At 70.1% G+C, this 26,379-nt stretch carries 21 protein-coding genes and 1 tRNA gene; 9 read left to right on the top strand and 13 right to left on the bottom strand.

The features are described from left to right. The first annotated feature begins 183 nt into the window (after positions 1 to 183). On the top strand, positions 184 to 582 hold the full coding sequence (locus DPA01S_RS09250) for a DUF1844 domain-containing protein (RefSeq protein ID WP_061228767.1): 399 nt from the start codon (positions 184 to 186) through the stop codon (positions 580 to 582). Positions 583 to 662: 80 nt separating this feature from the next. Here DPA01S_RS09250 and uvrA read toward each other — a convergent pair whose 3' ends face one another. Further along, entirely contained in the window at positions 663 to 3,731 is a 3,069-nt protein-coding gene (gene uvrA, locus DPA01S_RS09245) for an excinuclease ABC subunit UvrA (RefSeq protein WP_061228768.1), read from the bottom strand. 150 nt (positions 3,732 to 3,881) lie between these two features. Here uvrA and DPA01S_RS09240 point away from each other — a divergent pair, with 150 nt between their 5' ends. The 4 genes from DPA01S_RS09240 (at position 3,882) to DPA01S_RS09225 (ending at position 8,769) form a co-directional block, all read left to right on the top strand. Beyond that, the gene (locus DPA01S_RS09240; RefSeq protein ID WP_061228769.1) at positions 3,882 to 4,583 is read left to right on the top strand and encodes an MBL fold metallo-hydrolase; all 702 of its coding nucleotides are present in this window, start codon (positions 3,882 to 3,884) and stop codon (positions 4,581 to 4,583) included. A gap of 109 nt (positions 4,584 to 4,692) precedes the next feature. Further along, complete coding sequence (locus DPA01S_RS09235) at positions 4,693 to 5,739, top strand: DoxX family protein (RefSeq protein WP_061228770.1); 1,047 nt, start codon at positions 4,693 to 4,695, stop codon at positions 5,737 to 5,739. Positions 5,740 to 5,905: 166 nt separating this feature from the next. Further along, positions 5,906 to 8,338, top strand: a complete 2,433-nt coding sequence (locus DPA01S_RS09230) for a HelD family protein (protein ID WP_061228771.1) — start codon at positions 5,906 to 5,908, stop codon at positions 8,336 to 8,338. Beyond that, positions 8,335 to 8,769 (top strand): DUF732 domain-containing protein, encoded by a 435-nt coding sequence (locus DPA01S_RS09225; protein WP_232303088.1) that lies wholly within the window; start codon positions 8,335 to 8,337, stop codon positions 8,767 to 8,769. Before DPA01S_RS09230 ends, DPA01S_RS09225 begins: the two co-directional genes overlap by 4 nt. Positions 8,770 to 8,849: 80 nt before the next feature. On the opposite strand, the gene DPA01S_RS09220 is transcribed toward DPA01S_RS09225, so the two are convergent. Then, positions 8,850 to 9,299 (bottom strand): universal stress protein, encoded by a 450-nt coding sequence (locus DPA01S_RS09220; protein ID WP_061228773.1) that lies wholly within the window; start codon positions 9,297 to 9,299, stop codon positions 8,850 to 8,852. Between the two features lie 115 nt (positions 9,300 to 9,414). Then, positions 9,415 to 11,544, bottom strand: a complete 2,130-nt coding sequence (gene uvrB / locus DPA01S_RS09215; RefSeq protein ID WP_061228806.1) for an excinuclease ABC subunit UvrB — start codon at positions 11,542 to 11,544, stop codon at positions 9,415 to 9,417. A 124-nt stretch (positions 11,545 to 11,668) separates the two neighbouring features. On the opposite strand from uvrB, the gene DPA01S_RS16785 reads away from it, so the two are divergent. Both DPA01S_RS16785 and DPA01S_RS09210 read left to right on the top strand, forming a co-directional pair. Continuing rightward, the gene (locus tag DPA01S_RS16785; protein WP_232303087.1) at positions 11,669 to 11,872 is read left to right on the top strand and encodes a hypothetical protein; all 204 of its coding nucleotides are present in this window, start codon (positions 11,669 to 11,671) and stop codon (positions 11,870 to 11,872) included. 1 nt (position 11,873) lies between these two features. Further along, on the top strand, positions 11,874 to 13,436 hold the full coding sequence (locus tag DPA01S_RS09210) for a glycoside hydrolase family 183 protein (RefSeq protein WP_061915631.1): 1,563 nt from the start codon (positions 11,874 to 11,876) through the stop codon (positions 13,434 to 13,436). Positions 13,437 to 13,467: 31 nt separating this feature from the next. On the opposite strand, the gene coaE is transcribed toward DPA01S_RS09210, so the two are convergent. Both coaE and rpsA read right to left on the bottom strand, forming a co-directional pair. Continuing rightward, positions 13,468 to 14,556: a dephospho-CoA kinase gene (coaE, locus tag DPA01S_RS09205; RefSeq protein WP_061915628.1), complete on the bottom strand. Its 1,089-nt coding sequence runs from the start codon at positions 14,554 to 14,556 to the stop codon at positions 13,468 to 13,470. Positions 14,557 to 14,758: 202 nt separating this feature from the next. Further along, positions 14,759 to 16,231, bottom strand: coding sequence for a 30S ribosomal protein S1 (gene rpsA / locus DPA01S_RS09200; protein ID WP_061915625.1), 1,473 nt, complete (start codon positions 16,229 to 16,231; stop codon positions 14,759 to 14,761). A 92-nt stretch (positions 16,232 to 16,323) separates the two neighbouring features. On the opposite strand from rpsA, the gene DPA01S_RS09195 reads away from it, so the two are divergent. Continuing rightward, positions 16,324 to 17,130: a class I SAM-dependent methyltransferase gene (locus DPA01S_RS09195; RefSeq protein WP_232303086.1), complete on the top strand. Its 807-nt coding sequence runs from the start codon at positions 16,324 to 16,326 to the stop codon at positions 17,128 to 17,130. A gap of 45 nt (positions 17,131 to 17,175) precedes the next feature. Here the strand turns inward: DPA01S_RS09195 and DPA01S_RS09190 are convergent, their stop codons facing one another. From DPA01S_RS09190 to polA, 4 genes are all read right to left on the bottom strand, one after another. Beyond that, the gene (locus DPA01S_RS09190) at positions 17,176 to 17,937 is read right to left on the bottom strand and encodes an amino acid ABC transporter ATP-binding protein (RefSeq protein WP_061915620.1); all 762 of its coding nucleotides are present in this window, start codon (positions 17,935 to 17,937) and stop codon (positions 17,176 to 17,178) included. Further along, positions 17,934 to 18,917 carry an amino acid ABC transporter permease gene (locus DPA01S_RS09185; RefSeq protein WP_061915617.1) on the bottom strand — a complete coding sequence of 328 codons (984 nt, stop codon included), beginning with the start codon at positions 18,915 to 18,917 and terminating at the stop codon, positions 17,934 to 17,936. Before DPA01S_RS09185 ends, DPA01S_RS09190 begins: the two co-directional genes overlap by 4 nt. An 11-nt stretch (positions 18,918 to 18,928) precedes the next feature. Continuing rightward, complete coding sequence (locus tag DPA01S_RS09180) at positions 18,929 to 19,831, bottom strand: ABC transporter substrate-binding protein (protein WP_061228779.1); 903 nt, start codon at positions 19,829 to 19,831, stop codon at positions 18,929 to 18,931. Positions 19,832 to 19,983: 152 nt separating this feature from the next. After that, positions 19,984 to 22,767: a DNA polymerase I gene (polA, locus tag DPA01S_RS09175; RefSeq protein WP_181366007.1), complete on the bottom strand. Its 2,784-nt coding sequence runs from the start codon at positions 22,765 to 22,767 to the stop codon at positions 19,984 to 19,986. 79 nt (positions 22,768 to 22,846) lie between these two features. On the opposite strand from polA, the gene DPA01S_RS09170 reads away from it, so the two are divergent. After that, a tRNA-Leu gene (locus DPA01S_RS09170) sits at positions 22,847 to 22,923 on the top strand. 62 nt (positions 22,924 to 22,985) lie between these two features. Here DPA01S_RS09170 and DPA01S_RS09165 read toward each other — a convergent pair. The 4 genes from DPA01S_RS09165 to DPA01S_RS09150 all read right to left on the bottom strand — a co-directional run bounded on the left by DPA01S_RS09165 (position 22,986) and on the right by DPA01S_RS09150 (position 26,290). Continuing rightward, complete coding sequence (locus DPA01S_RS09165) at positions 22,986 to 23,435, bottom strand: SRPBCC family protein (RefSeq protein ID WP_061228780.1); 450 nt, start codon at positions 23,433 to 23,435, stop codon at positions 22,986 to 22,988. Positions 23,436 to 23,671: 236 nt separating this feature from the next. Continuing rightward, positions 23,672 to 24,331 carry an MBL fold metallo-hydrolase gene (locus tag DPA01S_RS09160; RefSeq protein WP_061228781.1) on the bottom strand — a complete coding sequence of 220 codons (660 nt, stop codon included), beginning with the start codon at positions 24,329 to 24,331 and terminating at the stop codon, positions 23,672 to 23,674. Next, the gene (locus tag DPA01S_RS09155; protein ID WP_061915614.1) at positions 24,328 to 25,413 is read right to left on the bottom strand and encodes an S-(hydroxymethyl)mycothiol dehydrogenase; all 1,086 of its coding nucleotides are present in this window, start codon (positions 25,411 to 25,413) and stop codon (positions 24,328 to 24,330) included. Before DPA01S_RS09155 ends, DPA01S_RS09160 begins: the two co-directional genes overlap by 4 nt. 160 nt (positions 25,414 to 25,573) lie before the next feature. Beyond that, positions 25,574 to 26,290, bottom strand: coding sequence for a M23 family metallopeptidase (locus tag DPA01S_RS09150; RefSeq protein ID WP_061228783.1), 717 nt, complete (start codon positions 26,288 to 26,290; stop codon positions 25,574 to 25,576). Between the last annotated feature and the right edge of the window lie 89 nt (positions 26,291 to 26,379).

Raw genomic sequence — 26,379 nt, 5'->3', positions numbered from 1 at the left:
GGGTGGTGACCATCAAACTGCCTCGCGGCGTCGGATGGTGGGAGATCGGGCTCCTCTTGGACGACGGAACCCGCGTCGTAGCGGGCTCCCACAGTCGGTGATGAACTCTACCAGTTCCGGCCGTTGCCCCCAAACCGGTGTCGGTACACACGGCTCCGGGCGGTCCGTGGGACAGTAAACGGCATGAGCACCGACCATCCTTCATCCGCCGACCAGGCCACCGAGAACCTGCTCGGGGATCACCTCGACGCTCGCGAGGTCGAGATCGTCGATCTGGCGGACGTCTCCGCGCAGGAGATCATCTTCCGTTCCATCGTCGTCCTCATGAGTGCCGCGGCCGAGAAGCTGGGGCTGTCCGACGATGACCCGGCCTCGAGCCCGCGCCTCGACCTCGACGAGTCCCGCAAGCTCATCACCGCTCTCGCGGGCCTGGTGACCGGCTCGGCCGAGCATCTCGGGCCCCAGGCACGCGTCGTGCGTGACGGGCTGCAGGGCCTGCAGCGGGCGTTCCGCGAGGCCAGCGCGTACCCCGACGAGCCCGGCGAGGGCCCCGGCGAGAAGTTCACCGGCCCGGTCTACTGACCTCTCCCCCACCGCGGTCGGCGCCCGCACGGCGCCGACCGCTCGCATCGGGCACGCACCACGCGCCCGGAGGCGGGTGATCAGCGCAGCGCGCGCGCCCTGCGAGCCGCCTTGGCGGCGGTCTTCTTGGCCGCGGTCGGGGCGGGCTTCTTCGTACCCGAACTCTTCTCTCCGGTCTGTGTCGAACCGGCCTTCGCCACACCGGCCTTGCGCGCCCCGTTCGTCGCGGTCGAGGCGGAGGGCTTCTCTCCCGCGCTCGTTCCGTCGGTCCCCTGCCCCGTCGAGGTATCCGCTGCGGGCAGGACCTCCGCGAGGAACCGTCCCGTGTGGCTCTCCGGGACGGTGGCGACCTGCTCGGGGGTCCCCTCGGCGACCACGGTCCCGCCGCCGGCACCGCCCTCCGGTCCCATGTCGATGACCCAGTCGGCGCTCTTGATGACGTCGAGATTGTGCTCGATGACGATGACGGTGTTGCCCTTGTCCACCAGACCCTGGATCACCAGCAGGAGCTTGGTGATGTCCTCGAAGTGCAGACCGGTGGTGGGCTCGTCGAGGATGTACACCGTCCGTCCGCTGGAACGCTTCTGCAGCTCCGCTGCGAGCTTCACGCGTTGGGCCTCGCCGCCCGAGAGGGTGGGCGCGGGCTGGCCGAGTCGGACGTAGCCGAGCCCGACCTCGGTGAGCGTCTTGAGGTAGCGGTGGATCGAGGTGATGGGCTCGAAGAACTCGCAGGCCTCCTCGATGGGCATGTCGAGCACCTCGGCAATGGTCTTGCCCTTGTAGTGCACCTCGAGCGTCTCGCGGTTGTACCGCGCGCCGTGGCACACCTCGCACGGCACGTAGACGTCCGGCAGGAAGTTCATCTCGATCTTGAGCGTGCCGTCGCCCTGACAGGCCTCGCAGCGCCCGCCCTTGACGTTGAACGAGAACCGGCCCTGCTTGTAGCCACGCACCTTGGCCTCGGTGGTCGCCGCGAACAGGGTGCGGATCTTGTCGAAGACGCCGGTGTAGGTGGCCGGGTTGGAGCGCGGGGTCCGGCCGATCGGCGACTGGTCCACCTGGACGAGCTTGTCGAAGTCCTCGACCCCGTCGATCCGGGAGTGCCGGCCGGGGACCTGCCGCGCGCGGTTGAGCTGGTTGGCGAGCGTCGTCGCCAGGATGTCGTTGACAAGGGTGGACTTACCGGACCCCGACACCCCGGTGACAGCGCACAGCACGCCGGCGGGGAACACGACGTCGACGTTCTTGAGATTGTTCTCCCGGGCGCCCCGGACGTGGAGCCGCCTGTCGGGGCTCGGCTCGCGTCGCTTGGCGGGCACTGCGATCTTCCGTCGGCCGGCCAGGTAGTCGCCGGTGAGCGACTCCGTGTTGGCCAGCAACCCCTTGTAGTCGCCCGAGTGGACGACCCGCCCGCCGTGCTCACCGGCCAGCGGGCCGATGTCGACGATCCAGTCCGCGGACCGGATGGTGTCCTCGTCGTGCTCGACCACGAGCAGGGTGTTGCCCAGGTCGCGGAGGCGGACGAGGGTGTCGATGAGGCGGCGGTTGTCGCGCTGGTGAAGGCCGATCGACGGTTCGTCGAGCACGTAGAGCACTCCCGCCAGGCCCGACCCGATCTGGGTGGCCAGGCGGATGCGCTGGGCCTCACCACCGGACAGACTGCCGGCGACGCGGTCCAGGGAGAGGTAGTCCAGGCCCACGTCGAGGAGGAACCCCATCCGGGCCTGGATCTCCTTGAGGACGCGGCCGGCGATCATCGCCTGCCGCGAGTCCAGTTCCAGCCCGTCGAGGAAGGCCGCGCAGTCCTCGACCGACATACGGCTGATGTCCGCGATCGAGCGCTCCTGGCCGCCGGGGCCCGCGAGGGTGACGGCGAGGATCTCCGGCTTGAGGCGGGTCCCGTCGCAGCCCGGGCAGGGCACCTCGCGCATGTAACCCTGGTAGCGCTCCTTCTGCGATTCGGACTCGGTCTGTTCGAGGCGTCGCTTGAGGAACGACATGACGCCCTCGAACTTGGCGTCATAGGTGCGGGTCCGTCCGAACCTGTTGCGGTACTGGACCCGGACCTTGGTCGGGGCTCCTCCCAGCACGGCCTTGCGCACCTTCGCGGGCAGGTCCTGCCACGGCGTCCGCAGATCGAAGCCCATGTCGCTGGCCAGGCCGGTGAGGAGCTGCTGGAAGTAGTCCGCGCTCTGACCACCCGACCAGGGCGCGATCGCACCGTCGGCCAGGGACCGCTCGGGATCGGGGACCACGAGGTCGGGGTCCACCTCGAGGTGCGCTCCTAGGCCGTCACACACCGGGCAGGCGCCGTACGGGTTGTTGAACGAGAACGCGCGCGGCTCCATGTCGTCCAACGCGATGGGGTGGCCGTTGGGGCACGCCATGTGCTCCGAGAACCGCCGGTGGCGGGCGGGATCCGACTCGTCGCGGTCCACGTACTCGATCACGATCACGCCGTCGGCCAGGCCGAGGGCGGTCTCGACCGAGTCGGTCAGCCGCTGGCGCGAGGACGGCTTGGTCGCCAACCGGTCGACCACCACCTCGATGTCGTGCTTCTCCTGCTTCTTCAGCGTCGGGGGCTCGGACAGCGAGTGCAGGACACCGTCCACTCGCACACGGCTGTAGCCGTCGGCGGCGAGCTGCGCGAAGAGGTCGACGAACTCCCCCTTTCGCGTCCGCACGACGGGCGCGAGCACCTGGAACCGCGCCCCTTCCTCACCCTCGAGGATCTGGTCGACGATCTGCTGCGGGGTCTGCCGCGAGATCACCTCGCCACACGTCGGACAGTGTGGTACCCCGGCGCGCGCGTAGAGCAGACGGAGGTAGTCGTGGACCTCGGTGATGGTTCCGACGGTCGACCGGGGGTTGCGGTTGGTCGACTTCTGGTCGATCGACACCGCCGGCGAGAGACCCTCGATGAAGTCGACGTCCGGCTTGTCCATCTGACCGAGGAACATCCGGGCGTAGGAGGACAGCGACTCGACGTACCGACGCTGACCCTCCGCGAAGATCGTGTCGAACGCCAGCGACGACTTGCCGGAGCCGGACAGCCCCGTGAAGACGATCAGCGAGTCGCGGGGCACGTCGATGTCCACGCCCTTGAGGTTGTGCTCCCGTGCGCCGCGGACGACCAGACGGTCCACCATGGGTTCTCCTTCCGAATGGGGAGCGCCGCCACTGATCCGTGACGGAAGCCGTACGCCGGGGCATGGCCACCGTTCCCGCAGACGAAGGTACCAACGTGGTACGACACGTTTACGGCCACCGGCCGCGTCCGACGTCGGTAGCCTGCAGTTATGTCGAATCCCACCGAGTCCCTACCCGACCGCATCACCCTCACCGAGGGTTATTCCGGCCGCCTCTCCGGGCGCCTGACCGGCGAGCGCTGGACCGTGGGTCCCGCGCGACTGAGCAAGATCTCCGTCGGCGAGATGGACAACAACGTCTACGTCATCGAGTCGACCGACACCGGCGCGGTCCTGCTGGTCGACGCCGCCAACGACGCGCCGCAGCTCGTCGAGCATCTGCGCGACCGCGCCCCCGGCGTCAAGGAGGTGCTGACCACCCACCTGCACGCCGACCACTGGATCGGGCTCGCTGAGACGGTCGAGGCGCTCGGCCTGACCACCATCGCCTCCCCCGGTGACGCCGCGGGCATCGACGTCCCCACGGATCGACACGTCTCCCACGGGGACGAACTCGAGGTGGGCGACCTCCGACTGGAGGTCATCGGACTGCGCGGCCACACGCCCGACGGCATCGCCCTGCTCCTGCGGACGGACGCGGGGACCCATCTGTTCTCGGGCGATTCGTTGTTCCCCGGCGGGCCCGGCAAGACCGGATCCCCCGAGGACTTCACCACCCTGATGGACGACCTGGAGTCCCGGGTCTTCGACGTCCTCGACGACGACGTGGTGGTCCACCCCGGACACGGCGACGACACGACGATCGGCGCCGAGCGTCCGCACCTGGCCGAGTGGCGCGACCGCGGGTGGTGACGGTCGGTCGACTCGCCCGCCGACCGGCGACCCGCGACCGCGACCGGAAGCGCGCGCCGCGAGTTCGCACTAGGTTCGGTGACGCACTCCCACCTATCCAGGAGGAACGATGATTCGACGACTCGCACGACCCATGCTCGCCACGGTGTTCGTCATCGACGGCGTTGAGACGCTTCGCAATCCGCAGGCCCACGTCGCCGATGCCGCACCGCTCGTCGACAAGACGGCACCGCTGGTGGAGAAGGGTGAGCAGGCCGTCAACGAGAAGGTGTCCACGTCGGTGCCGCCGGTGCCCAAGGACACCGAGACGCTCGTCAAGGCGCTCGCCGGGGTGAAGATCGGCGCGGGCGCGCTGTTCGCGCTGGGCAAGGCCCCCCGCCTGTCGGCACTGGCACTCACCGCCGCCCACGTCCCCTCGGCGATCAGCCGACACGCGTTCTGGATGGAGTCCGACCCGGCCGCGCGCAGCCGCAAGACCACGGGGCTGGCCACGGACGTCGCACTCCTCGGTGCGCTCCTGCTCGCCTCCGTCGACACCGCCGGTCAGCCCGGCCTGGCGTGGCGCGCCCGCAAGGCCGGCGACACGGTCGCCGCCAAGCTGCCCGGCGCGAAGGCCGAGTCCGCTGCGGCCGGCGCGGCGATCGCCGGCGTCGCCCACAGCGTCGCGGACCAGGCGCGAGGCGCCGCCGATACGATCCGGGACAAGGCCCCGGAGGTGGCCGAGACGGTGCGTGAGAAGGCCCCCGAGGTGGCCGACCAGGTTCGTGAGCAGGCGACCGGCGTCGCCGGGGCCGTCCGCGAGAAGGCTCCCGAGGTCGCCGGCCGACTGCGTGGGCGCGCCGCCGCCGCACGGGATCAGGCCGCTCCGATCGCCGCCCAGGTCCGCGACGCGGCCGTGCCGGTCGCCGCCGAGGTGCGGGGCCGCGCCGACGCCGCCGCCCGGGTCGCGTCCGACCAGGCCGACGACGTCCGCAACGCCGCGCTGGCGCGGAAGAAGGCCGCGGAGAAGCAGGCCAAGAAGAAGTCCGCGCGACTCGGCAAGGACGCCAAGAAGAAGACCGCCCGGTTCGAGAAGGACGCCGGCAAGGCGGCCCTGATGGCCAAGAAGAAGACCGACGAGGTCCGGGCGAAGGCGGCCGACGCCATCCATCCCTGACCCGTTCGGGACCCGGCCGCCACTCGGGCCGGTCGGCTCCCCGGACGATCTCGTCACCCGATGACCCCGCCCGCACCCGGGCGGGGTCATCGCCGTCCGAGGGCACGTCGCGGATCCCGGTACCCTGGACGTCCTGCCCGAACAGCCCCAACCGGAAGGAGCGCCTGTGACGGGACACGACGCCGTCGACGAGGAGCAGCGTCACCTCGGTCGTCTCCTCGACCGCCTCGAGGAGTTGCGGGCGGACACCCGCGCGCGGCTCGACGCCGTCCTGCGCACCTCCGGCGGGACGCCGCAGGCCCGGTCGGAGCGGGAGTCGTTCGCCCGGCTCTACTCGTCGGAGCTCGCGGCCTTCAGCGCGGCCAACCTGGGCCTGTACTTCGGCCGCCTGGACATGGGTGACGGGGAGGTCCGGCGGATCGGCCGCGTGGGGCTGCGGGACGACGACGAGGACCTCACCACGCTGCTGTTGGACTGGCGCGCCGACCACAGCCGCCCCTTCTACCTGGCCACGACCGCCCGGCCCGAGGGCGCGCACCGCCGTCGTCACCTGCGCACGATCGGGCGTCGGGTGATCGGTATCCACGACGAGTACCTGACGGCGCCGGAGGACGGCGAGTTGCCGGAGGACCACGACGACGTGGTGGGGGAATCGGCCCTGTTGGAGGCACTCGACACCGCGCGGTCCGGGCACATGACGGACATCGTGGCGACCATCCAGCGCGAGCAGGACGAGATCATCCGCAATCCCCACGCGGGCGTGCTGGTCGTCCAGGGCGGGCCGGGCACGGGCAAGACCGCGGTGGCCCTGCACCGCGCGGCCTATCTGCTCTACACCCACCGTCAGCGGCTCGACCGCAGCGGCGTACTCATCGTGGGCCCCAACGCACGGTTCCTCGACTACATCGCCCGGGTGCTGCCGTCGCTCGGCGAGTCGGGGGTCGTGCTGCGCACCCTCGCCGATCTCTATCCGGGCGTGCGGGCGACCGGCCCCGAGACGCTGCGTGGTGAGGAGGTCAAGGGGTCGGGCGAGATGGTCGGCATCCTCAAGGCCGCCGTGCGGGCGCGTCAGCTCGCGCCGCGGTCCGAGGTGGTGGTGCGCGTGGAGGGCCACGACCTCACTCTCGCCCCGGCCACGGTGCGGGCGGCGCGGGGGCGGGCGCGGATGACCCGACGCCCCCACAACCAGGCGCGGGAGGCGTTCGCGACGCGGATCGTCGACGCGCTCACCGAGCAGTACGTGGCCGCCCTGACCGATCCGGTGGGGCGCGCGGAGGACGAGGCGTGGTCGCCGGAGGGCGACGGCGTCGGGGATCTGGGGGATCCGGCCCGGCCGCTGTTGGACGCGGACGACCGCGCGGAGCTCCGGCGCGAGGTGGAGGCCTCCCGCGAGGTCGCGGAGATCGTCGACGAGTGGTGGCCCGTCCTGCGGCCGGAGCAGTTGCTGGCCGATCTGCTCTCGAGCCGCGAGCGGATCGCCGAGGCGGCGGGTGACTACGTCGCGGAGGACCAGGAGGCGCTCTTCCGCCGGGACGGCGCCGCGTTCTCGGTGGCGGACGTGCCGCTGCTCGAAGAGCTCGCGGAGCTGCTCGGGGAGGATCCGACGGCGGACGGCAGCGAGGCCGACCGCGCCTGGGCGGAGCAGCTGCGCCAGGCGGAGGAGGCGCTGGAGATCCTCACCGGCTCGGCGGTCCAGGACATCGAGGACGATCTCGATCCCGAGGTGCTCATGGCGTATGACGTCGTCGACGCCGAGGCGCTGGCCCGCCGCCACAGCGCCGATTCGGACCTCACGGTCGCGGACCGAGCGGGGGCCGATCGGACGTGGGCGTTCGGGCACGTGATCGTCGACGAGGCCCAGGAGTTGTCCACCATGGCGTGGCGGGTCATCATGCGCCGCTCCCCCAACCGGTGGATGACCCTCGTCGGGGACGTGGCCCAGACGTCGAGTCCGGCCGGGATCGACTCGTGGCACGACGCCCTGTCGCCGTACGTCGACGACCGGTGGATCCTGACCGAGCTGACGGTGAACTACCGGACGCCCGAGACGATCTCCGCGGTGGCGGAGCTGCTGCTGGCGGAGATCGATCCCGACGCGGCCTCGCCGCGCCCGGTGCGACCGGGGCGGCGCCCGGTGGCGTGGCTGGAACCGGAAGCCGACGAGGTCACGCGGGTCGTGGCGGAGGAGATCCGCGCGGTGCCGTCGGAGCGCGCGGTGGCTGTTCTGGTCCCGGACGACGGCGGGGAGGTTGACGGGCGCGGCCACGACGGTGGCGTTGGCGTTGGCGGCGACCATGACGGTGACGACGACGAAGGTACCACTCCGCGGTACGCCGCCCTCGCCGAGGTCGCGGAACGGGCCCGGCCGGGGACATCGGTGCTGCCATTGGCCCTGGCCAAGGGGCTCGAGTTCGACGTGGTCGTGGTCGTGGACCCGGATCGTGTGCTCGCGCGCTCGCCGCAGGGTCTGCAGGATCTCTACGTCGGCACCACCCGCGCCACCCAGGAACTCGTCCTGGTCCAGCCCGGGGGCTTCGGCCCGCTGCTCGCGGGGATCCGGGACCGCGTGGCCGCCGCAGACCGGGAGCTCAGCGCATGAGGCGCGTCCGTGCACGGGTGTTGGCCACGACGGCGCTCCTCGCGGTGACGGCCGTCGCGGCGGCGTGTGGCGATGCAGCGGACGGGTCTGACGCCAACGGGTCGACCACGGCGGCCTCGCCCGAGACCGTCGCGGCGGACACGTCGGTCGGCGCCCGGCCGGGGACGGGTGGGCCGCTGCGCACCGAGGAGGAGCGCGCCTTCCTCGCCGACCTGGCCGGTCTCGGGTTGCCGACCGAGATGACCGCGGAGACGACCCTAGAGGTCGGTCTCGGCATCTGCCGGGGAATCGACGACGGCGCGGACACCGAGACGGTCCTCGATCGGATCCGTCCCCTCACCAGTGCGATCGCGTCCCAGAACGACGAGTGGGACACGGCCAGGGTCGGTCGCGCGCTCATCGACGCGAGCCGGGCCCACCTCTGCGACTGATGGCGGGGTACGACTCATGGCCGAATACGGCCAGCAGCCGGGCCCGGCGACGGCCCGGCCCGGCCGCGTGGCGCGAGCGCCTAGGTGGTGTGGACGATGAGCACGTCGCAGGTGGCCCGGCGGGCCGCGTCGGCGGGCACCGATCCGAGCAGACGCCCGGTCAGCGAATTCAGCCCCTTGTTACCCACCACGAGGAGGTCTGCGTCCACCTCGTCGGCCAGCTTGATCAACGACTCCACCGGTGCCCCACGGACCGTGCGCGTCTCGAGCTGCGTGGCCCCGGCGACGAGAGCGCGCTCGCGGGCGCCCCGGACGATGTCCTCGGCGGGATTGTCGCCACGGATCTGGTAAGCGTCGTCACCCAGCTGGTCGGCGGCCTGACTGACCGACCGCGGGTCGGCGGGCACGTACGCGCAGGCGATCACGAGCGTCGCCCCGGCGTCGGCGGCCAGTCGGGCAGCGCGATCGACGGCGCGGTAGGACGACTCCGAGCCGTCGGTTCCCACCACCACCTTGGTGTAGGCGCTCATTTGCTTCCTCTCCTCGGGAACACGTTGCACACAGCGTAGTCCCAGGCGGGCCTGACCGTGCGCGGTAAGCGCGGTCTGCACGGAGGTCCGGGCGTGCGTGTGCGCACCGTCCGGGTCAGTCGATGCCGGCCTCTCGCATCCCCTTGAGCTCTTTACGCAGCTCGGCGATCTCGTCGCGGAGCCGGCCCGCCAGCTCGAACCTCAGGTCCGTGGCCGCCGACATCATCTGCTCGGTCATCTCCTCGATGAGCTTCTCGAGCTCCTTGCGTGGCCGGGCGGCGTCCCCGACCGCACGGGCGCCGAGCAACTCCGGACGATCCGCGCCGTCGGCGGAATCACCGCGCTCCTCACCGACCCGGTCGAGAATGTCGGCGATCTTCTTGCGCAATGGCTGCGGGTCGATGCCGTGTTCGGTGTTGTAGGCGATCTGCTTCTCGCGGCGACGCTCGGTCTCCTCCATCGCGTACCGCATCGAGTCGGTGATGGTGTCGGCGTACATGTGGACCTCGCCCGAGACGTTTCGCGCGGCACGGCCGATCGTCTGGATGAGCGACGTGCTCGACCGGAGGAACCCCTCCTTGTCCGCGTCGAGGATCGCCACCAGTGACACCTCGGGCAGGTCGAGGCCCTCGCGCAGGAGGTTGATGCCCACCAGCACGTCGTACTCGCCACGACGCAGGTCCCGCAGGAGTTCGACGCGCTGCAGTGTGTCGATCTCCGAATGCAGATACCGAACCCGCACGCCGAGTTCGAGCAGGTAGTCCGTGAGGTCCTCCGACATCTTCTTGGTCAGCGTGGTCACCAGCACGCGCTCGTCGCGCTCGGCCCGCGCGCGGATCTCCCCGATGAGGTCGTCGATCTGTCCCTTGGTGGGCTTGACGACGATCTTCGGATCGACGAGGCCGGTCGGCCGGATCACCTGCTCGACGAACTCACCGCCCGTGCGGCCCATCTCGTAGGGGCCCGGCGTCGCGGAGAGGTACACGGTCTGCCCCACCCGGTCGGAGAACTCCTCCCACGTCAGCGGCCGGTTGTCGAGAGCGGACGGCAGGCGGAAGCCGAAGTCGACGAGGTTGCGCTTCCGGGAGGCGTCGCCCTCGTACATCGCGCCGATCTGCGGCACGGTCACGTGCGACTCGTCGATGACCGTGAGGAAGTCCTCGGGGAAGTAGTCGATGAGGGTCGCCGGTGCACTGCCCGCGGGCCGGCCGTCGATGTGACGGGAGTAGTTCTCGATGCCCGAGCAGAAGCCCACCTGCTGCATCATCTCGATGTCGTAGGACGTCCGCATGCGCAGGCGCTGTGCCTCGAGCAGCTTTCCCTGGTTCTCCAGCTCGGCGAGCCGGACCTCCAGCTCCTCCTCGATCGACGCGATCGCCTTGGCCATCCGCTCCGGCCCCGCGACGTAGTGGGTGGCGGGGAAGATGCGGACCTCGTCCACTCGGCGGACCACGTCGCCGGTCAGCGGATGGATGTAGTACAGAGCGTCCACCTCGTCACCGAAGAACTCGATGCGGACCGCGAGCTCCTCGTACGTGGGGATGATGTCGACCGTGTCGCCCTTGGCCCGGAACGTTCCGCGGGTCATCGACACGTCGTTGCGCTCGTACTGGACGTCCACCAGCAGGCGGAGCAGCTGGTCCCGGTCGACCTCCTGCCCGACCGCCAGGGACACGGACCGGTCGAGGTACGACTGGGGGGTGCCGAGGCCGTAGATGCACGAGACGGAACTGACCACCACCACGTCCCGCCTCGACAGCAGCGAGGACGTCGCGGAGTGGCGCAGCCGTTCGACGTCGTCGTTGATCGACGAGTCCTTCTCGATGAAGGTGTCCGTCTGCGCGATGTACGCCTCCGGTTGGTAGTAGTCGTAGTACGACACGAAGTACTCGACCGCGTTGTTGGGCAGCATCTCGCGCAGCTCGTTCGCCAGCTGCGCCGCGAGCGTCTTGTTGGGCGCCATCACCAGCGTGGGACGCTGCACCTTCTCGATGAGCCACGCCGTGGTCGCGGACTTGCCGGTGCCGGTCGCGCCGAGCAGCACGACGTCGCGCTCCCCCCGGGCGAGCCGTTCGCTCAGTTCGGCGATCGCCGTCGGCTGGTCGCCCGACGGCGTGAATTCGCTGACCACCTCGAAGCGGTTGGTGCTGCGTTCGACGTCGCCGATCGGGCGGAATTCCGAGTACGAGAGGACGGTCGGGTCGGCGGGGATCCCGTCGTCGGGGATCTCGGTCGCGAATGCCATGCCACCAGCGTACGAGCACTCGCCCACCCCCGCCCACCGGCAATCTCCTGACCGATGTCTCAGGCGGCCACTACCGTATTCTTGACTCTTCCTCACCCTCTCGTCGTGTCGTCTGGAGAACACCGTGGCCTTGAGCCCCCCTCGTCGTCGTATCGCCCACAACGTCTTCCTCATGCGGACGGACCTGTCCGACATCCCGACGCGGACGGTCCCCAACCCGAACGCCCGGATGCGCACGGCCGACGACAGCTGGACCCGCAACACCCCGGACCCCGCCGAGACCGGTGAAACCGTCCTCGTCGAGCGCCGCGAGATCCCGGGGGTCTGACGTGACCAGCACGCTCCCCCGCCTCGCGGGGGCGATCACCGCCGTGTCCGTCACGCTCGCCGCCGCGGTCACCGCCGTCGGCACCGTCGGCGTCGGGACCGCCTCCGCGGGCCCGTGCAGCGAGATGTTCGGCAACTTCGGGTCGTTGCTCGAACACCGCACCGGCGCCGGCATGGCCACCGGGTCCCTCGGCTCGCTCGGGTCGTCCGGCGACTCCGGATCCCTCGGCTCCACCTCGCGCGCGCTCGGCTCGGCCGACCGTTCCGGGTCGCTCGTCCGTGAACTGGAAACCGGCTCGCTCGGCAACGGACTGTCGGGCTCCCTCGATTCGATGGTCGGCTCGGTCTACGGGATGCCGCCGTGGATCACAGGCGACGAGGGCACCGTACCCGTCCTACGCGGCCCCACCCGGTTCGAGCAGCTCGTCACCGGGCCCACCAGCCCCTCCGAGTCCGTCAGTCGCTTCGGCGTGGGCGGCACCGACCTCGGCATCATGTGGGACAACGGCGACCCCGACGATCCCGAAGTGCTCATGGCCTTCGGCGACACCATGGGTGACTGCACCGTGCCCGGGACGCAGTGGCGCTCCAACGTCCTGTTCCGCTCCGCGGACACCGACCTCACCGACGGGATCACCATCGACTCCGCCGCCATGGGTACCGACGGACTCGCCAAGTCCATCGTCCCGCGCTCGGGGTTGCCCGGCGAGGTGACCATCATCCCCACCGCGGGCATCGCGGTGAACGGCGTCCAGTACCTACGGTTCATGTCGGTGGCCCACTGGGGTCAGCCGGGATCGTGGACCACCAACTACTCGGGACTGGCCTACTCCGTCGACAACGGGGAGAACTGGACCGTCGTGCCGTCTATGGCCCGGCCGATCACCGACACCGTCCCCACCGGCGCCGGATCCCCCGCCGTCGACGCCGCGCGGCGGGGCGCGCAGATGAGCTCGTTCCTGCGAACCGACGACCACCTGTACGAGTACCTCACCCCGTCCGGCCGTCAGGGCGGTGCGATCGTCTCCCGGGTCCCCCTCGCCGGGTCCCCGACCGCCGACGACCTCGACGCACCCGGCGGTCCGCCGGCCGTCGGCGTCCTCGACCCCCGCGCGTACGAGTACTGGGACGGCACGGGGTGGGTCTCCGACATCCGCGCCGCCCGACGCGTGCTGCCCGCCCCGGCCAGCGAGATCTCCACGATGTGGAACGAGCATCTCGGCAAGTACACGGCGATGTACTCCCAGGGCTTCGACTCGGTGGTCCTGCGCACCGCGGACCGCCCCGAGGGGCCGTGGAGCGCCCCGACCACGCTGGTGGACTACTCCATGCTCCCCGGCGTGTACGGGGCGTTCATGCACCCCTGGGCGCAGGGCGAGGACCTGTACTACCTCGTCACCACCTGGAACGCGTACAACGTCTTCCTCGTACGCACCCGGTTACCGGAGGTGTTCCCGGACCGCTCCCGCTCAGCGCGCGGCGTGGCCCCCGGGCCGCTGGAGACCGAAGTCGTCCGCCGCGTGCCGGTCTCCGAGCTCGTGGACGGGATCGTCCCCGGCGAATGACCTCTCCGCCTCGCGGCCTCGCGCCGGCGGCCTAGCGACCGCGGCGCGAGGACTCGCACAACGTGCGCTCGAAGCGACGCGTCTCCTCACGGTTCGCCCGGCGCAGGATCTCGGAATACTCGGCGCGGGCACCGGGATCGGCACCGATCACTTCTGCCATCAACAGCGCGAACTCGTGCTCAGGGTCGTCCTCGGCGACCACGGACACCTCCAGTGGGCGCGCGGGGTCGCACCAGTGCAACAACGGCCGCTCGCTGGAACGGTCGCGGACGTAACCCGCGCCGGTGAGCTTGGCGAGCGCGGACTCGACCGCCGGCGCATCGCGCACCGTGACCTGCAGATCGATGACATCCGGCGCGTCGAGTCCGTCGACCGCCGTCGGCCCGACGTGGTCGATGCGCGTAGCGAGCTCGCCCACCACGTGGCGGAGCCGCGCGCACGCCCGCTCGGCCTCGCCGGCCCACTCGGGACGGAACGGGACGACGGTACGGTCCCCGACGACCGGCGTGCCGGTCCGTAGATTGTGCTCGAACGGGCTGAGCCTGAGCTCGATGAGGGCGTTGGTCAGATCGATGGTGGTCTGCCGGTCGCCGGAGTTGTCGATCAGCACGTCGGCCACGGCCCGCCTGGCCTCGTCGGTCGCCTGCCTGGCCATCCGGGCTCGGGCGTCCTCCTCCGGCATCCCGCGCTGCTCCACGAGCCGCCGGAGCCGGATCTCGGCCGGGGTGTCGACCACGATCACGAGGTGGTATCCGGGGGCCATCCCGCCCTCGACGAGCAGCGGCATGTCGTGCACCACGATCGCGTCCGCGGGGGCCGAGTTGTAGAGCTCGGCGGTCCGCTCCGCGATGAGCGGGTGAGTGATGGCGTTAAGGGCGGCCGTGCGCTCGTCGTCGACGAACGCCTTGGCGGCGAGGGCGGCGCGGTCGAGCGCACCGTCGGGTCCGAGGATGTCCTCGCCGAACTCGGCGACGAGCATCGCCAGACCGGGACTGCCGGGTTCGACGACCTCTCGCGCGATGCGGTCGGCGTCCACGACCACCGCTCCCGCGTCCGCGAGTACCGCCGTCACCGTTGACTTGCCGGCGCCGATCCCACCGGTCAGACCCACCATCAGCATGGTCTGGAGTCTAGGTGACCGTCCGGCCACCCGCCCGAGCGGGCGAATCCGGGCGGGCGAATCCGGGCGGGCGACTCCGGGGTGCGCGGCTCCGGGCGCGCGAAATAGACCGCGGCCCCGGAGGGTACCCACCGTGGTGGGCGACCCTCCGGGGCCGTGGCCGATGCTCTCGGGCGCCCGGGGCGCCGTCAGGCTGCGACGATCACTCTCCGCCGGCGAGCTTGGCACGCAGGGCGGCCAGCTGCTCGTCCGAGGCCAGCGAACCGCCGGTGGTCTCGGAGGTGCCGGCGTCGGCAGCCGGACGCGAGGACGGGGCGGACTCCGACGAGTAGTTGGTCGGCGCGGCCTCGGCGGCCTCCGCAGCGGCGACGCGACCCTTCTCGATCTGGGCCGTGTGCATCTTGTGGCGACGCTCGGCCTCCGCGTAGCGGTTCTCCCACTCCTCGCGCTGCTTCTCGAAGCCCTCGAGCCACTCGTTGGTCTCGGGATCGAAGCCCTCGGGGAAGATGTAGTTGCCGGCCTCGTCGTAGCTGTCGGCCATGCCGTACTTCGACGGGTCGAACTCCTCCGAGTAGTCCTCGTCGGCCTGCTTGAGCGACAGGGAGATACGACGACGGTCGAGGTCGATGTCGATGACCTTGACCATGGCGTCGTCGCCCACGGAGACGACCTGGTCGGGGACCTCGACGTGGCGCTCGGCCAGCTCGGAGATGTGGACCAGGCCCTCGATGCCCTCCTCGACGCGCACGAACGCACCGAACGGGACGAGCTTGGTGACCTTGCCCGGGACGATCTGGCCGATCGCGTGGGTCCGGGCGAAGTGCCGCCACGGATCCTCCTGGGTGGCCTTCAGCGACAGGGAGACGCGCTCGCGGTCCAGGTCGACGTCGAGCACCTCGACGGTGACCTCCTGGCCCACCTCGACGACCTCGGACGGGTGATCGATGTGCTTCCAGGACAGCTCGGAGACGTGGACCAGACCGTCGACGCCGCCGAGGTCGACGAACGCACCGAAGTTGACGATCGAGGACACGACGCCCTTGCGGACCTGGCCCTTCTGCAGCTGGTGCAGGAACTCGGAGCGCACGGCCGACTGGGTCTGCTCCAGCCACGCACGACGCGAGAGCACGACGTTGTTGCGGTTCTTGTCCAGCTCGATGATCTTGGCCTCGAGCTCCTGGCCGACGTAGGGCAGGAGGTCGCGGACGCGGCGCATCTCCACCAGCGAGGCGGGGAGGAAGCCACGGAGGCCGATGTCGAGGATCAGGCCGCCCTTGACGACCTCGATGACGGTGCCCTTGACGGCCTCGTCCTTCTCCTTGAGCTCCTCGATGGTGCCCCAGGCGCGCTCGTACTGGGCGCGCTTCTTGGACAGGATCAGACGGCCGTCCTTGTCCTCCTTGGTCAGGACCAGAGCCTCGACCTCGTCGCCCACCTCGACGACCTCACCGGGGTCGACATCGTGCTTGATCGAGAGTTCGCGCGAGGGGATGACGCCCTCGGTCTTGTAGCCGATGTCGAGCAGGACCTCGTCGCGATCGACCTTGACGATCGTGCCCTCGACGATGTCACCATCGTTGAAGTACTTGATCGTGGCGTCGATGGCGGCGAGGAAGTCCTCAGCGGAGCCGATGTCGTTGACGGCTACCTGCGGGGACGTGGTGTTGGTGGTCATAGGGTGGGGTGCTCCGAGGTGGATAGGAATCGTAGGTGGACGGACTGAACGCGAACGCGTACGCACGCGACCGTCAACTGTACGCTTCTGCCGTGACGTCCACAAACCCGCCCGGACATGGAGAGTCGGTCCGAGCCTCCCGCTCGTGGTGGGACTCGGAGGCCTCCGACTACCACGAGGAACACGGCGTCTTCCTCGGCGCCCACTCCCCCGACGGCGAGTTCATCTGGTGCCCCGAGGGCCTGCACGAGGGCGACTGGCATCTGCTCGGCGCCGTGGCGGGTCGCGACGTGCTGGAGATCGGGTGCGGTTCCGCGCCGTGCGCGCGGTGGATCGCCGGGCAGGGCGCACGCGCCGTGGCCGTGGACCTGTCGGCGGGCATGCTCCGGGTGGGCGCGGAGGCGGCGAGCCGCTCGTCCGGACCGGCGGCGTCCGTGCCGCTGATCCAGGCCGACGCCCGGCGACTCCCGTTCGCCGACGCGAGTTTCGACGTGGCGTTCTCGGCGTTCGGCGCGATCCCCTTCGTGGCGGACTCGGCGGGCGTGATGGCGGAGGCGGCGCGGGTGTTGCGCCCGGGCGGCCGGTTCGTGTTCTCGGTCAACCACCCGATGCGGTGGATCTTCCGGGATGACCCGGGTCCCGGCGGTCTGCAGGCCGTGTTCCCGTACTTCGACCGATCGCCGTACACCGAGTACGACGACGACGGCGAGCTGTCCTATGTCGAACACCACAGGACGGTGGGTGACCGGATCCGCGAACTGGTCGCCGCCGGGTTCGTGGTTCAGGACCTCATCGAGCCGGAGTGGCCGGAGTGGCTCGACCGGGAATGGGGGCAGTGGAGCCCGCTGCGGGGCGGGATCTTCCCCGGCACCGCGATCTTCGTGGCCTCCCTGCCGTGACACCCGCCGGCCGGGGTCATCCCGGCCGGCGCCCGGCGCGTGCGCTCAGAGGATCTTCGACAGGAAGTCCTTGGTGCGCTGGTGAGTCGGCCTGGCGAGCACGTCGGCGGGCTTGCCGGCTTCCACGACGACGCCGTCGTCCATGAACGCCACGGTGTCGGCGACCTCACGCGCGAAACCCATCTCGTGGGTGACCACGACCATGGTCATCCCCGCAGCGGCGAGCTCCCGCATCACGCCGAGCACCTCCCCGACGAGCTCCGGGTCGAGCGCCGAGGTGGGCTCGTCGAAGAGCATGAGTTTGGGGTCCATCGCGAGCGCACGGGCGATGGCGACGCGCTGCTGCTGCCCACCGGAGAGCTGCGCCGGGTAGGCGTCGGCCTTGGCGGCGAGCCCGACCATGTCGAGCAGCTCGCGGGCACGCTCGGTGGCCTCCGCCCGCGACTGCCCCTTCACCAACATCGGAGCCTCGATGACGTTCTCCAGCGCGGTGCGGTGCAGGAACAGGTTGAAGTGTTGGAAGACCATCCCGATGTCGCGGCGCTGGCGGGCCGCCTCCGCGGGCGAGATCTCGTAGAGCTTGTCGCCCTTCTCGCGGTAGCCCACCAGGTCGCCGTCCACGTAGAGCCGACCGGCGTCGACCTTCTCGAGGTGGTTGATGCAGCGCAGAAAGGTGGACTTCCCCGAACCGGAGGGTCCCACCAGGCAGAGCACCTCACCCGCGGCCACCTCCAGGGAGATCCCCTTGAGCACCTTCAGGGAACCGAAGTTCTTGACCACCTGGTCGGCCTTGACCATCGGCGTCATCGCTTGCCTCCGGACGGGTCGGCGGCCTCGGCCGCGGCGAGGGAGGACGGCGTGAGACCGTCCGCGTCGGCGAGCGCGCGCAATTGCTTGCCGGTGAGCTGGCGGGTCGCCCCGCGCGAGAACCTCTTCTCGAGGAAATGCTGCCCCACCATGAGGACACTGGTGATGACGAGATACCACGTGGCCGCGACCAGGAGGAGCGGGATCGGCTGGAAGTTGACGCCCGAGATGTCGCGCGCCTGACCGTACAACTCCCCGGAGAACGGGATCGCCACGACGAGCGAGGTGGTCTTGAGCATGGAGATGAACTCGTTGCCCGTCGGAGGGATGATCACGCGCATCGCCTGGGGCAGGATCGTGCGGCGCATGGTCTGGCCCCACGTCATGCCGAGGGCGGTGGACGCCTCCGCCTGCCCTTCCGGCACCGACGAGATGCCGGCCCGCACGATCTCGGCCATGTAGGCGGCCTCGTTCATCGCCAGGCCCACCACGGCCAACCAGAAGGCCGAGTAGAGCACCATGGTGTCGTCGAACCGGATGAAGTCGATGTCGGTGAAGGGGATGCCGAACTGCACCTGTCGGTAGATGGTGAAGATCAGACCCCAGAACAGCAGCTGGACGTAGACAGGGGTTCCGCGGAAGATCCACAGGTAGACCCACGCCACGGCCTTGAGCACCGGGTTGGCGCTCATCCTCATGACCGAGAGGATGACGCCGAGAACCACGGCCAGGGTCATCGACAGCACGGTCAGCGCGATGGTGTAGAACACGGCCATCCCGAACCTGGTGTCGAACAGGTAGCGGGCGTACGTGTCCCAGCCGTAGGCCGGGTTGGTCGCCGCGCCCCAGACGAACAGGAAGACCAGGACGAGGACGATCGTCGCCGACACCCAGCGCCACGGGTGCCGTAGCGGTACGGCCTTGATGGGTTCCGGGGCCTCCGCCGCGGGGGCCCCGGCCCCCCTCTCCGCGGTGCTCACCTGACGATCCCTCAGCCCTTCCGGATCTCGGCGTCGTCGATCATCCCGTCCTCGACGCCCCAGTTCTGGGCGATCTTCTCGAAGTCGCCGGTCTCGATCAGCTTGTCGGCGGCGGCCTCGAGGGCCGCGGTCAGCTCGGAGCCCTTGCGCACCGGCCATCCGTAGGGCGCCGCGTCGAAGACGTCGCCGGCGAGCTGCATCTTGCCCTCGGATTGCTTGACCGCGTACGCGGTGATCGGCGAATCGGCGGACATCGCGTCCACCTTGCCCAGCGCGACGGCCGTGGAGGCCTCGTCCTGCGAATCGAACTGGACCTTCTCGATCGCGGGCTTGCCGGCGTCGGTGCAGGCCTTGCTGCGGGCGGGCACGTCCTCCTGGTCGGAGACGGTGGTCTGCTGGACGGCCACGCTCAGACCGCAGGCGTCATCGGGGTCAACGTCGTTGCCGGCGGCCGACGCCCATTGGATCCCGGCCTCGAAGTAGGTCACGAAGTCGACGGTCTTGAGGCGCTCGTCGTTGACGGTGAAGGAGGAGGCGCCCATGTCCATGGTGCCGCCCTCGATGGCCGGGATGATCCGGTCGAAGTCCGACTCGCGGAATTCGGCGCGGAGTCCCATGAGCTGGGCGATTGCGGTCATGACGTCGATGTCGAAGCCGACGATCTCGCCGTTCTCGTCCTTGAACTCGTTGGGGGCGTACGGCGGGTTGGTGCCGATCACTATGACGCCCTTGTCGCGGATCTCGGCGGGCACGAGCGCGGCGATCGCCTCGTCGGCCTCCAGCGACACCTCCTCGCGGGGCTCCCCGGAATCCTGCGGGCCCTCGGTGTTGGTGGTGCAGCCGGTCAGGGCGAGGGCTGCGGTGGCGGTCATGGCCAGGGCGGCACGCAGGCCGCGCCGTGAGGTGAGGGTCATGTGGGTGCCCTTTCAGGCGTCGGGAAGCCGAATCTGCAATGAACCTAGGGCATACGGGGACCGGCTCAAAACCAATCGACCTGTTTCGGGCCCAGTGATCTCCGTCGCGTAGTGGCTCCGTCGCGCCGGTGGCCCCACCCTCCCTGGACCTGTCAGTGGGCGGCGGAGTCCCAGTTCGGACCGGTGCCGGTCGACACGTCCAGCGGTACGTCCAACTCGATCGCGGAGTACATGCGGTCGACCACCAGGTCGCGGACCTCGTCCAGTTCGCCGGGCGCCACCTCCAACACCAGCTCGTCGTGGACCTGGAGGAGCAGTCGACTTCTGAGTCCCCGTGCGGTGAGGTCGGCGTCCACCTCGAGCATCGCGGCCTTGATGATGTCGGCGGCGGTGCCCTGGATCGGCGCGTTGAGGGCGGCACGTTCCGCGTTCTCGCGCTTGAGCCGGTTATCCGAGTTGAGCTCGGGGAGATAGCGCCGGCGACCGAAGAGAGTCTCGGTGTACCCGTCCTTACGGGCCTGTTCGACGACCGCCTGGAGGTAGTCGCGGACCCCGCCGAACCGGGAGAAGTACGCCTCCATCTGCTCGCGCGCCTCGCCCTGGCTGATTCCGAGCTGGGCGGCGAGGCCGAAGGCGCTGAGCCCGTACGCGAGGCCGTAGCTCATGGCCTTGACGCGGCGCCGCAGCTCGGGGGTGACCTGGTCGATCGGGACCCCGAACGCCCGGGCCCCCACGAACGAGTGCAGGTCTTCGCCGGTGCGGAAGGCCTCGATGAGGCCGGCGTCGCCGGACAGGTGCGCCATGACGCGCATCTCGATCTGGCTGTAGTCGGCGGTGAGCAGACAGTCGTACCCCTCACCCACGACGAACGAGCCGCGGATGCGCCGGCCGTCTTCGGTGCGCACGGGGATGTTCTGCAGGTTGGGGTCGGTCGAGGACAGGCGGCCGGTGGCGGCGACGGTCTGGTTGAAGGTGGTGTGGATGCGTCGGTCGTCGCCGATGGTCTTGATCAGCCCCTCTACGGTCGTGCGCATCTTCGTCGTCTCACGGTGCAGGAGCAGCGCCTCGAGGAAGGCCCGCCCCGGGGTGTCGCCCGTCTCCTTGGCGAGCAGTTCCTCCAGCGCCTTGGCGTCGGTGGTGTACCCGGTCTTGGTCTTCTTGGTCTTGGGCATCCCGAGCGTCTCGAACAGGACCACCTGGAGTTGCTTGGGCGATCCGAGGTTGATCTGCTCGCCCCCGATCGCGGCATACGCGGCCTCGGCCGCCTGCCGGCCGCGGTCGGCGAAGTCGTCGCGCAGTCCGTCCAGCGCGGCGGCGTCGACCGCGATGCCGATGGACTCCATCCGCGCGAGCACCGGCACGAGAGGTAGCTCCATCTCCGCCATGAGGGTGGCGCCGTGCACCTGGTCCAGCTCCACGTCCAACCGCTCGGCGAGGTCGACCACCGCGCGGGCGCGGGTCGCGGCGGCGTCGGCGGCCTTCTGTGCGGCCTCGGCGTCATCGACCTCGTCGAGGAGCGACAGCTGTTTCTCCGCCGCCTCCGCCTCCGGGAGTTCGCGGCGCAGGTGGCGCTGGAACAGTTCGGCGAGTCCGTAGCTGCGCTGCCCCGGGCGGACGAGGTACGCCGCCAGAGCGACATCCATCGTGACCCCGCCGAGACGTAGGTCGCGTCCCATCAGCGCGTGGGTGGCGGCCTTGGCGTCGTGGACCGCCTTGTGGACGGCGTCGTCCCCGAGCCATCCCCGGAGGGCCTGCTCGTCGTCGGGTCCGATCGCCGCGAGGTCGAGGTGGGCGGAGGCGCCGCCTGCGGCGGCGATGGTGATGGTCTGTGCGTCACCGGCGCCGGGCCGGGAGGGACCGACGACGACGAGGCCGTGCCGCTTCCCGGCCGGCGCGTGGGCTGCGAGCCAGTCCGAGACCTCGCCGGCGTGCAGGAGCGACGCCTGTTCGAGCGCGACCTCAGCGGCGGGCTCCGGGGCCCCCTCTGGAAGGAAGGCCGACAGGAAGCGGTCGCGGGCCTGGGGCCCGAATTCCAACCGGTCGAACAGTGCGTTGACATCACCGCGCTCCGGGGTGGACCGGACGAGGTCGGCGAGCTCGACACCCAGATCCAGGTCCCGGGTGAGCTCGGTGATGCGGCGGTTGAGCTGGACCTGCGGGAGGTGTTCGCGGAAACTCTCCCCCACCTTGCCCTTGATCTCGTCCGCGTGCGCGATGAGCTCGGACAGGCTGCCGTACTGGGTGATCCACTTGGCGGCGGTCTTGTCACCGACCTTCGGAACCCCCGGCAGGTTGTCGGAGTTGTCCCCGCGCAGCGCGGCGACGTCCGGGTACTGGGCCGGCGTGACGCCGTACTTCGCCTCGACCGCCTCGGGCGTGAAGCGCGCGAGCTCCGAGACGCCCTTGACCGGATAGAGCACGGTGACGGCGTCGGAAACGAGCTGCAGCGCGTCGCGGTCACCGGTACAGATGAGGATCCGGGCATCGCCCGAGTGCGTGGCGCCCGTCGCGAGGGTGGCGATGATGTCGTCGGCCTCGTGCCCCTCGAGTGAGAGCGTCCGCACCCCGAGTGCGGCGAGCGCCTCCTGGATGAGCTCGATCTGCCCCTTGAACTCCTCCGGGGCGGCCGAACGGGTCGACTTGTACTCGGGGTACTCGGCCGTGCGGTGCAGCGTGGCCCGTGAGACGTCGAACGCCACGGCGAGGTGGGTGGGCTCCTCCTCGGTGACGAGGTTTGCCACCATCGACAGGAAGCCGTAGACGGCGTTGGTGTGCTGACCGGACGCGGTGGAGAAGTTCTCCGCTGGCAGCGCGTAGAACGCACGGAACGCCAGCGAGTGCCCGTCCAGCAGCAGCAGCCTCGCCGGCCCCTCCCCTTGGACGGCGGAGGAGGGTGCGGCGGTGGTGACGTCTGTGGTCTGGCTCGTGGTGCTCACACGGCCACTCTAGGGCGGGCGTCGGACAGACGCTCACCGGTCGTCGGTTAGACTCACCGAGCAGCGGCTCGCCGCGCTCGCCCCCGTAGCCCAATTGGCAGAGGCAACGGATTCAAAACCCGTCCAGTGTCGGTTCGAGTCCGACCGGGGGCACCACCACGCCGACCCTTCCGCACCATGGCGGGGAAACTGTGCCGTTCAGCGCCCACGCCAGGAAGTCAGCCCTCGACGTCGGCCTTGAGGTTGGTCAGCAGCTGGTGCTGGATGCGCTTGAGTCCGGCCGGCGCGAAGGTCCGCTCGAAGAACCCGCCCACTCCCCCCGCTCCGTTCCAGGACGTGGTCATCTCGACGAGCGAGCCGCCCGTGGCCTCGCGGACGGTGTACGTGGTTGCCATGGACGAGTTCTCGTCCTTCTCCACGAGCGACCAGTGCGCGCCCGCGTCGTCCACCGTCACGGTCGCCTTGACGTCGCGATTGCGCTTCTTCGTCGCCTGCAGGTTCCAGGCCGCGACGGTGCCGTGGCCCTGCCCGCCCTCGATCAGCCGGTAGGCGCTGAACTGCTCGGGCTGAATCCGCGGCCGGACCCGGGCGTAGTCGGCGATCGCCGTGGTCACGGCGTCGACCGGTGCCTCGATGACGATGGTGTTGGTGGCGGTGACCCTGGCCATGTCGGTGACTCCTCCTCGTGGGTCCGACCCTCTCGCACCCGACGCGGTCGCGAGGGTGGCGCCCGGTGGGCGCGTCAGACCACTCCCATCCTGCCCGACGACGGCGGTCCGTATCGGCCCGCCGAGCGGTGGGTCTGACAGCCGGTCGGCCCGCCGGGACGGGACCGGCCCGCGGCGACACCACCCGGCGTCACACCGGGCGGGCCACCGCGGGCCGGCTGGTTCTGCGCGGGGTATCAGTGCCCGCGCCTGATCCACTCCTCGAGGTGCGGGGACTCGTCCCCGACCTTCGTGCCGTCACCGTGACCGGTGTGCACGAGGGTCTCCGCCGGGAGCGTGAGGATCCGCTCGCGGATGGAGGTGATGATCGTCGGGAAGTCCGAGTACGAGCGCCCGGTGGCGCCCGGCCCGCCCGAGAACAGCGTGTCGCCCGAGAACAGGACACCCGCCTCGGGGACGTGGAACACGCACGAGCCCGGCGAGTGCCCGGGGGTGTTCATCACGTCGACGCGGGTACCCGCGATCTCGAACTGCTGACCGTCCTGCAGTTCACCGTGGGACACGTCCGGATGCGTCTCGTCCCACAGCATCTGGTCGCCGGGGTGGACGAAAATCGGGGCGTCGAGCTTCTCGGACAGCTCCGGTGCCACCGTGATGTGGTCGTTGTGGGCGTGCGAGCACAGGATGCCCTTGACCTTCCGCCCCCCGACCGCGTCGATGATCGGCTGGGCCGTGTGGGCCGCGTCGATCACGAACACCTCGGAGTCGTCCCCGAGGATCCAGATGTTGTTGTCCACCTCCCATTCGCCGCCGTCGAGCGCGAAGATCCCGCTCGTGATGACCTTCTCGATACGCAGTCCACCGGCGTAGCCGGCGCTGGTGTAGGTCTCACTCACAACGTCACCACCGATCGCAGTACGGAACCGGACTTCATGGCGTCGAACGCCGCCTCGACGGCGTCGATGCCGATCCGCTCGGAGACGAACTTCTCCAGCGGGAGTCGACCCTGCAGGTGCAGGTCGACGAGCATCGGGAAATCCCTCTCGGGCAGGCAGTCGCCGTACCAGGAGGATTTGAGGGACCCGCCGCGGCCGAAGAAGTCCAGCAGCGGGAGCTCGAGGCGCATCTCCGGCGTGGGGACGCCCACGAGGACGACCGTGCCGGCGAGGTCGCGGGCGTAGAACGCCTGCTCGTACGTCTCGGGCCGGCCGACCGCGTCGATCACGACATCTGCGCCGAAACCGCCGGTGGACTCCCGGATCGCGGCGACGGGGTCCGTGGAGGTCGAGTTGACCGTGTGGGTCGCCCCGAAGTCCTTGGCCCACTCGAGCTTGGTGTCGTCGATGTCCACCGCGATGATCTCGGAGGCGCCCGCGAGTCGCGCGCCGGCGATCGCGGCGACGCCCACACCGCCGCACCCGATCACGGCCACGGACTGGCCGCGGGTCACCTTGCCGGTGTTGATCGCGGCACCGATGCCGGCCATCACGCCACAGCCGAGCAGACCGGCGACCGCCGGATCGGCGGACGGATCGACCTTCGTGCACTGGCCCTCGTGGACCAGCGTCTTGTCGATGAACGCCCCGATACCGAGAGCGGGCGTGAGCGCGGTGCCGTCGGTGAGGGTCATCGGCTTCGACGCGTTGTGGGTGTTGAAGCAGTACTCGAGCTGCCCGCGCTTGCAGGCACGGCACTCGCCACACACCGCCCGCCAGTTGAGGACGACGTAGTCACCCTCGGCCACGTGCGTGACGCGGTCCCCGACGGTCTCGACGACTCCTGCGGCCTCGTGGCCGAGGAGGAAGGGGTACTCGTCGTTGATGCCGCCGTCCCGGTACGCCAGATCGGTATGGCAGACGCCGCACGCCTGCACCCGAACGATGACATCGTTGGGCCCCGGATCGGGCACCACGACATCGACCAGTTCGACCTCGGCACCCTTGCTGCGGGCGATGACGCCCTTCACGGTCTGCGACATGGATCGCCTCTCGATTAGATGTGGATACTCCCCACCCACTCTGTCAGAAGCGCACGGAGCCCGACCGCACAAAGCGATGCGCCCCGCCTCCTTCAGGGGAGGCGGGGCGCAGTGCGTGCGTGAGCCGGGATGGCCCGGTCAGACGGCGAGGCCCTCGCGATCAGACCGCGATGCCGTTGGCGCGCAGCCACGGCACGGGATCGATCCACTGGCCGGCCGGGTTCCGCACACCGAAGTGGAGGTGCGGCCCGGTGGAGTAGCCACGGTTGCCGACCGTCCCGATGACCTGGCCGGCGTTGACCCGCTGCCCCACGGAGACGTAGTTCTGATCGTTGTGGCCGTACTCGAGGAGGTGCCCGTCGTCGGTCTGGATGCGGATCCACAGGCCGTACCCGGACGCCGGCCCGGCCGCGACGACGGTGCCCGACTTGGCGGCGAACATCGGGGTGCCGATCGGGGCGCCGAAGTCCGTGCCGTTGTGGAACGTGCCCCAGCGCGGGCCGAAGCCGGAGGTGATCGGGCCGTAGGTCGGGGCGTGCGCACCACCGGCGGCCGGGAGGCCGAGCGAACCGAACATCGCCGGGTCGATCGCGTACTCGCGCAGCTGCTCGGGGGTGAGTCCGATGCCCTGGACGACACCCTGCGCCATCTCGGTGAGCTGGTCCACGCCGATCTCGGCGGACTGCGCGGACGCGGCGGGGGCGGCGGCGAGGGCCGCGCCGCCGGTGAGGGCCGCGCCGGCGACGGTGCCGGCGACGAGGCGGCCCACGGCGTTGGAGGAACGGGCTGCACGGTGGCGACCGGCGGTCGCGCCGGAACCCTCGACGCCGAGTCGGTCTGCGAGCTCGGCGAAGGTGATGCGAGTGGCGTCGGACATCAGGGGAAACCTCGGGGTCTAGAGGGGTGAAGCGGTGAGCCGACCGGCTTCCCCGGTGGCCTCCAAGAAGGTAACAGAATTGTCTCGGC

The organism is Dietzia papillomatosis NBRC 105045 (assembly GCF_001570845.1).
Taxonomy (GTDB): domain Bacteria; phylum Actinomycetota; class Actinomycetes; order Mycobacteriales; family Mycobacteriaceae; genus Dietzia; species Dietzia cinnamea.
The sequence above is the reverse complement of the archived record's forward strand: the minus strand, read 5'-3'. Positions and strand labels throughout refer to the sequence as shown.

Coding starts and splice junctions, on each gene's coding strand:
- DPA01S_RS09250 (WP_061228767.1), top strand. CDS start 184: ATGAGCACCGACCATCCTTCATCCGCCGACCAGGCCACCGAGAACCTG.
- uvrA (WP_061228768.1), bottom strand. CDS start 3,731: ATGGTGGACCGTCTGGTCGTCCGCGGCGCACGGGAGCACAACCTCAAG.
- DPA01S_RS09240 (WP_061228769.1), top strand. CDS start 3,882: ATGTCGAATCCCACCGAGTCCCTACCCGACCGCATCACCCTCACCGAG.
- DPA01S_RS09235 (WP_061228770.1), top strand. CDS start 4,693: ATGATTCGACGACTCGCACGACCCATGCTCGCCACGGTGTTCGTCATC.
- DPA01S_RS09225 (WP_232303088.1), top strand. CDS start 8,335: ATGAGGCGCGTCCGTGCACGGGTGTTGGCCACGACGGCGCTCCTCGCG.
- DPA01S_RS09220 (WP_061228773.1), bottom strand. CDS start 9,299: ATGAGCGCCTACACCAAGGTGGTGGTGGGAACCGACGGCTCGGAGTCG.
- uvrB (WP_061228806.1), bottom strand. CDS start 11,544: ATGGCATTCGCGACCGAGATCCCCGACGACGGGATCCCCGCCGACCCG.
- coaE (WP_061915628.1), bottom strand. CDS start 14,556: ATGCTGATGGTGGGTCTGACCGGTGGGATCGGCGCCGGCAAGTCAACG.
- rpsA (WP_061915625.1), bottom strand. CDS start 16,231: ATGACCACCAACACCACGTCCCCGCAGGTAGCCGTCAACGACATCGGC.
- DPA01S_RS09190 (WP_061915620.1), bottom strand. CDS start 17,937: ATGACGCCGATGGTCAAGGCCGACCAGGTGGTCAAGAACTTCGGTTCC.
- DPA01S_RS09180 (WP_061228779.1), bottom strand. CDS start 19,831: ATGACCCTCACCTCACGGCGCGGCCTGCGTGCCGCCCTGGCCATGACC.
- DPA01S_RS09165 (WP_061228780.1), bottom strand. CDS start 23,435: ATGGCCAGGGTCACCGCCACCAACACCATCGTCATCGAGGCACCGGTC.
- DPA01S_RS09155 (WP_061915614.1), bottom strand. CDS start 25,413: ATGTCGCAGACCGTGAAGGGCGTCATCGCCCGCAGCAAGGGTGCCGAG.
- DPA01S_RS09150 (WP_061228783.1), bottom strand. CDS start 26,290: ATGTCCGACGCCACTCGCATCACCTTCGCCGAGCTCGCAGACCGACTC.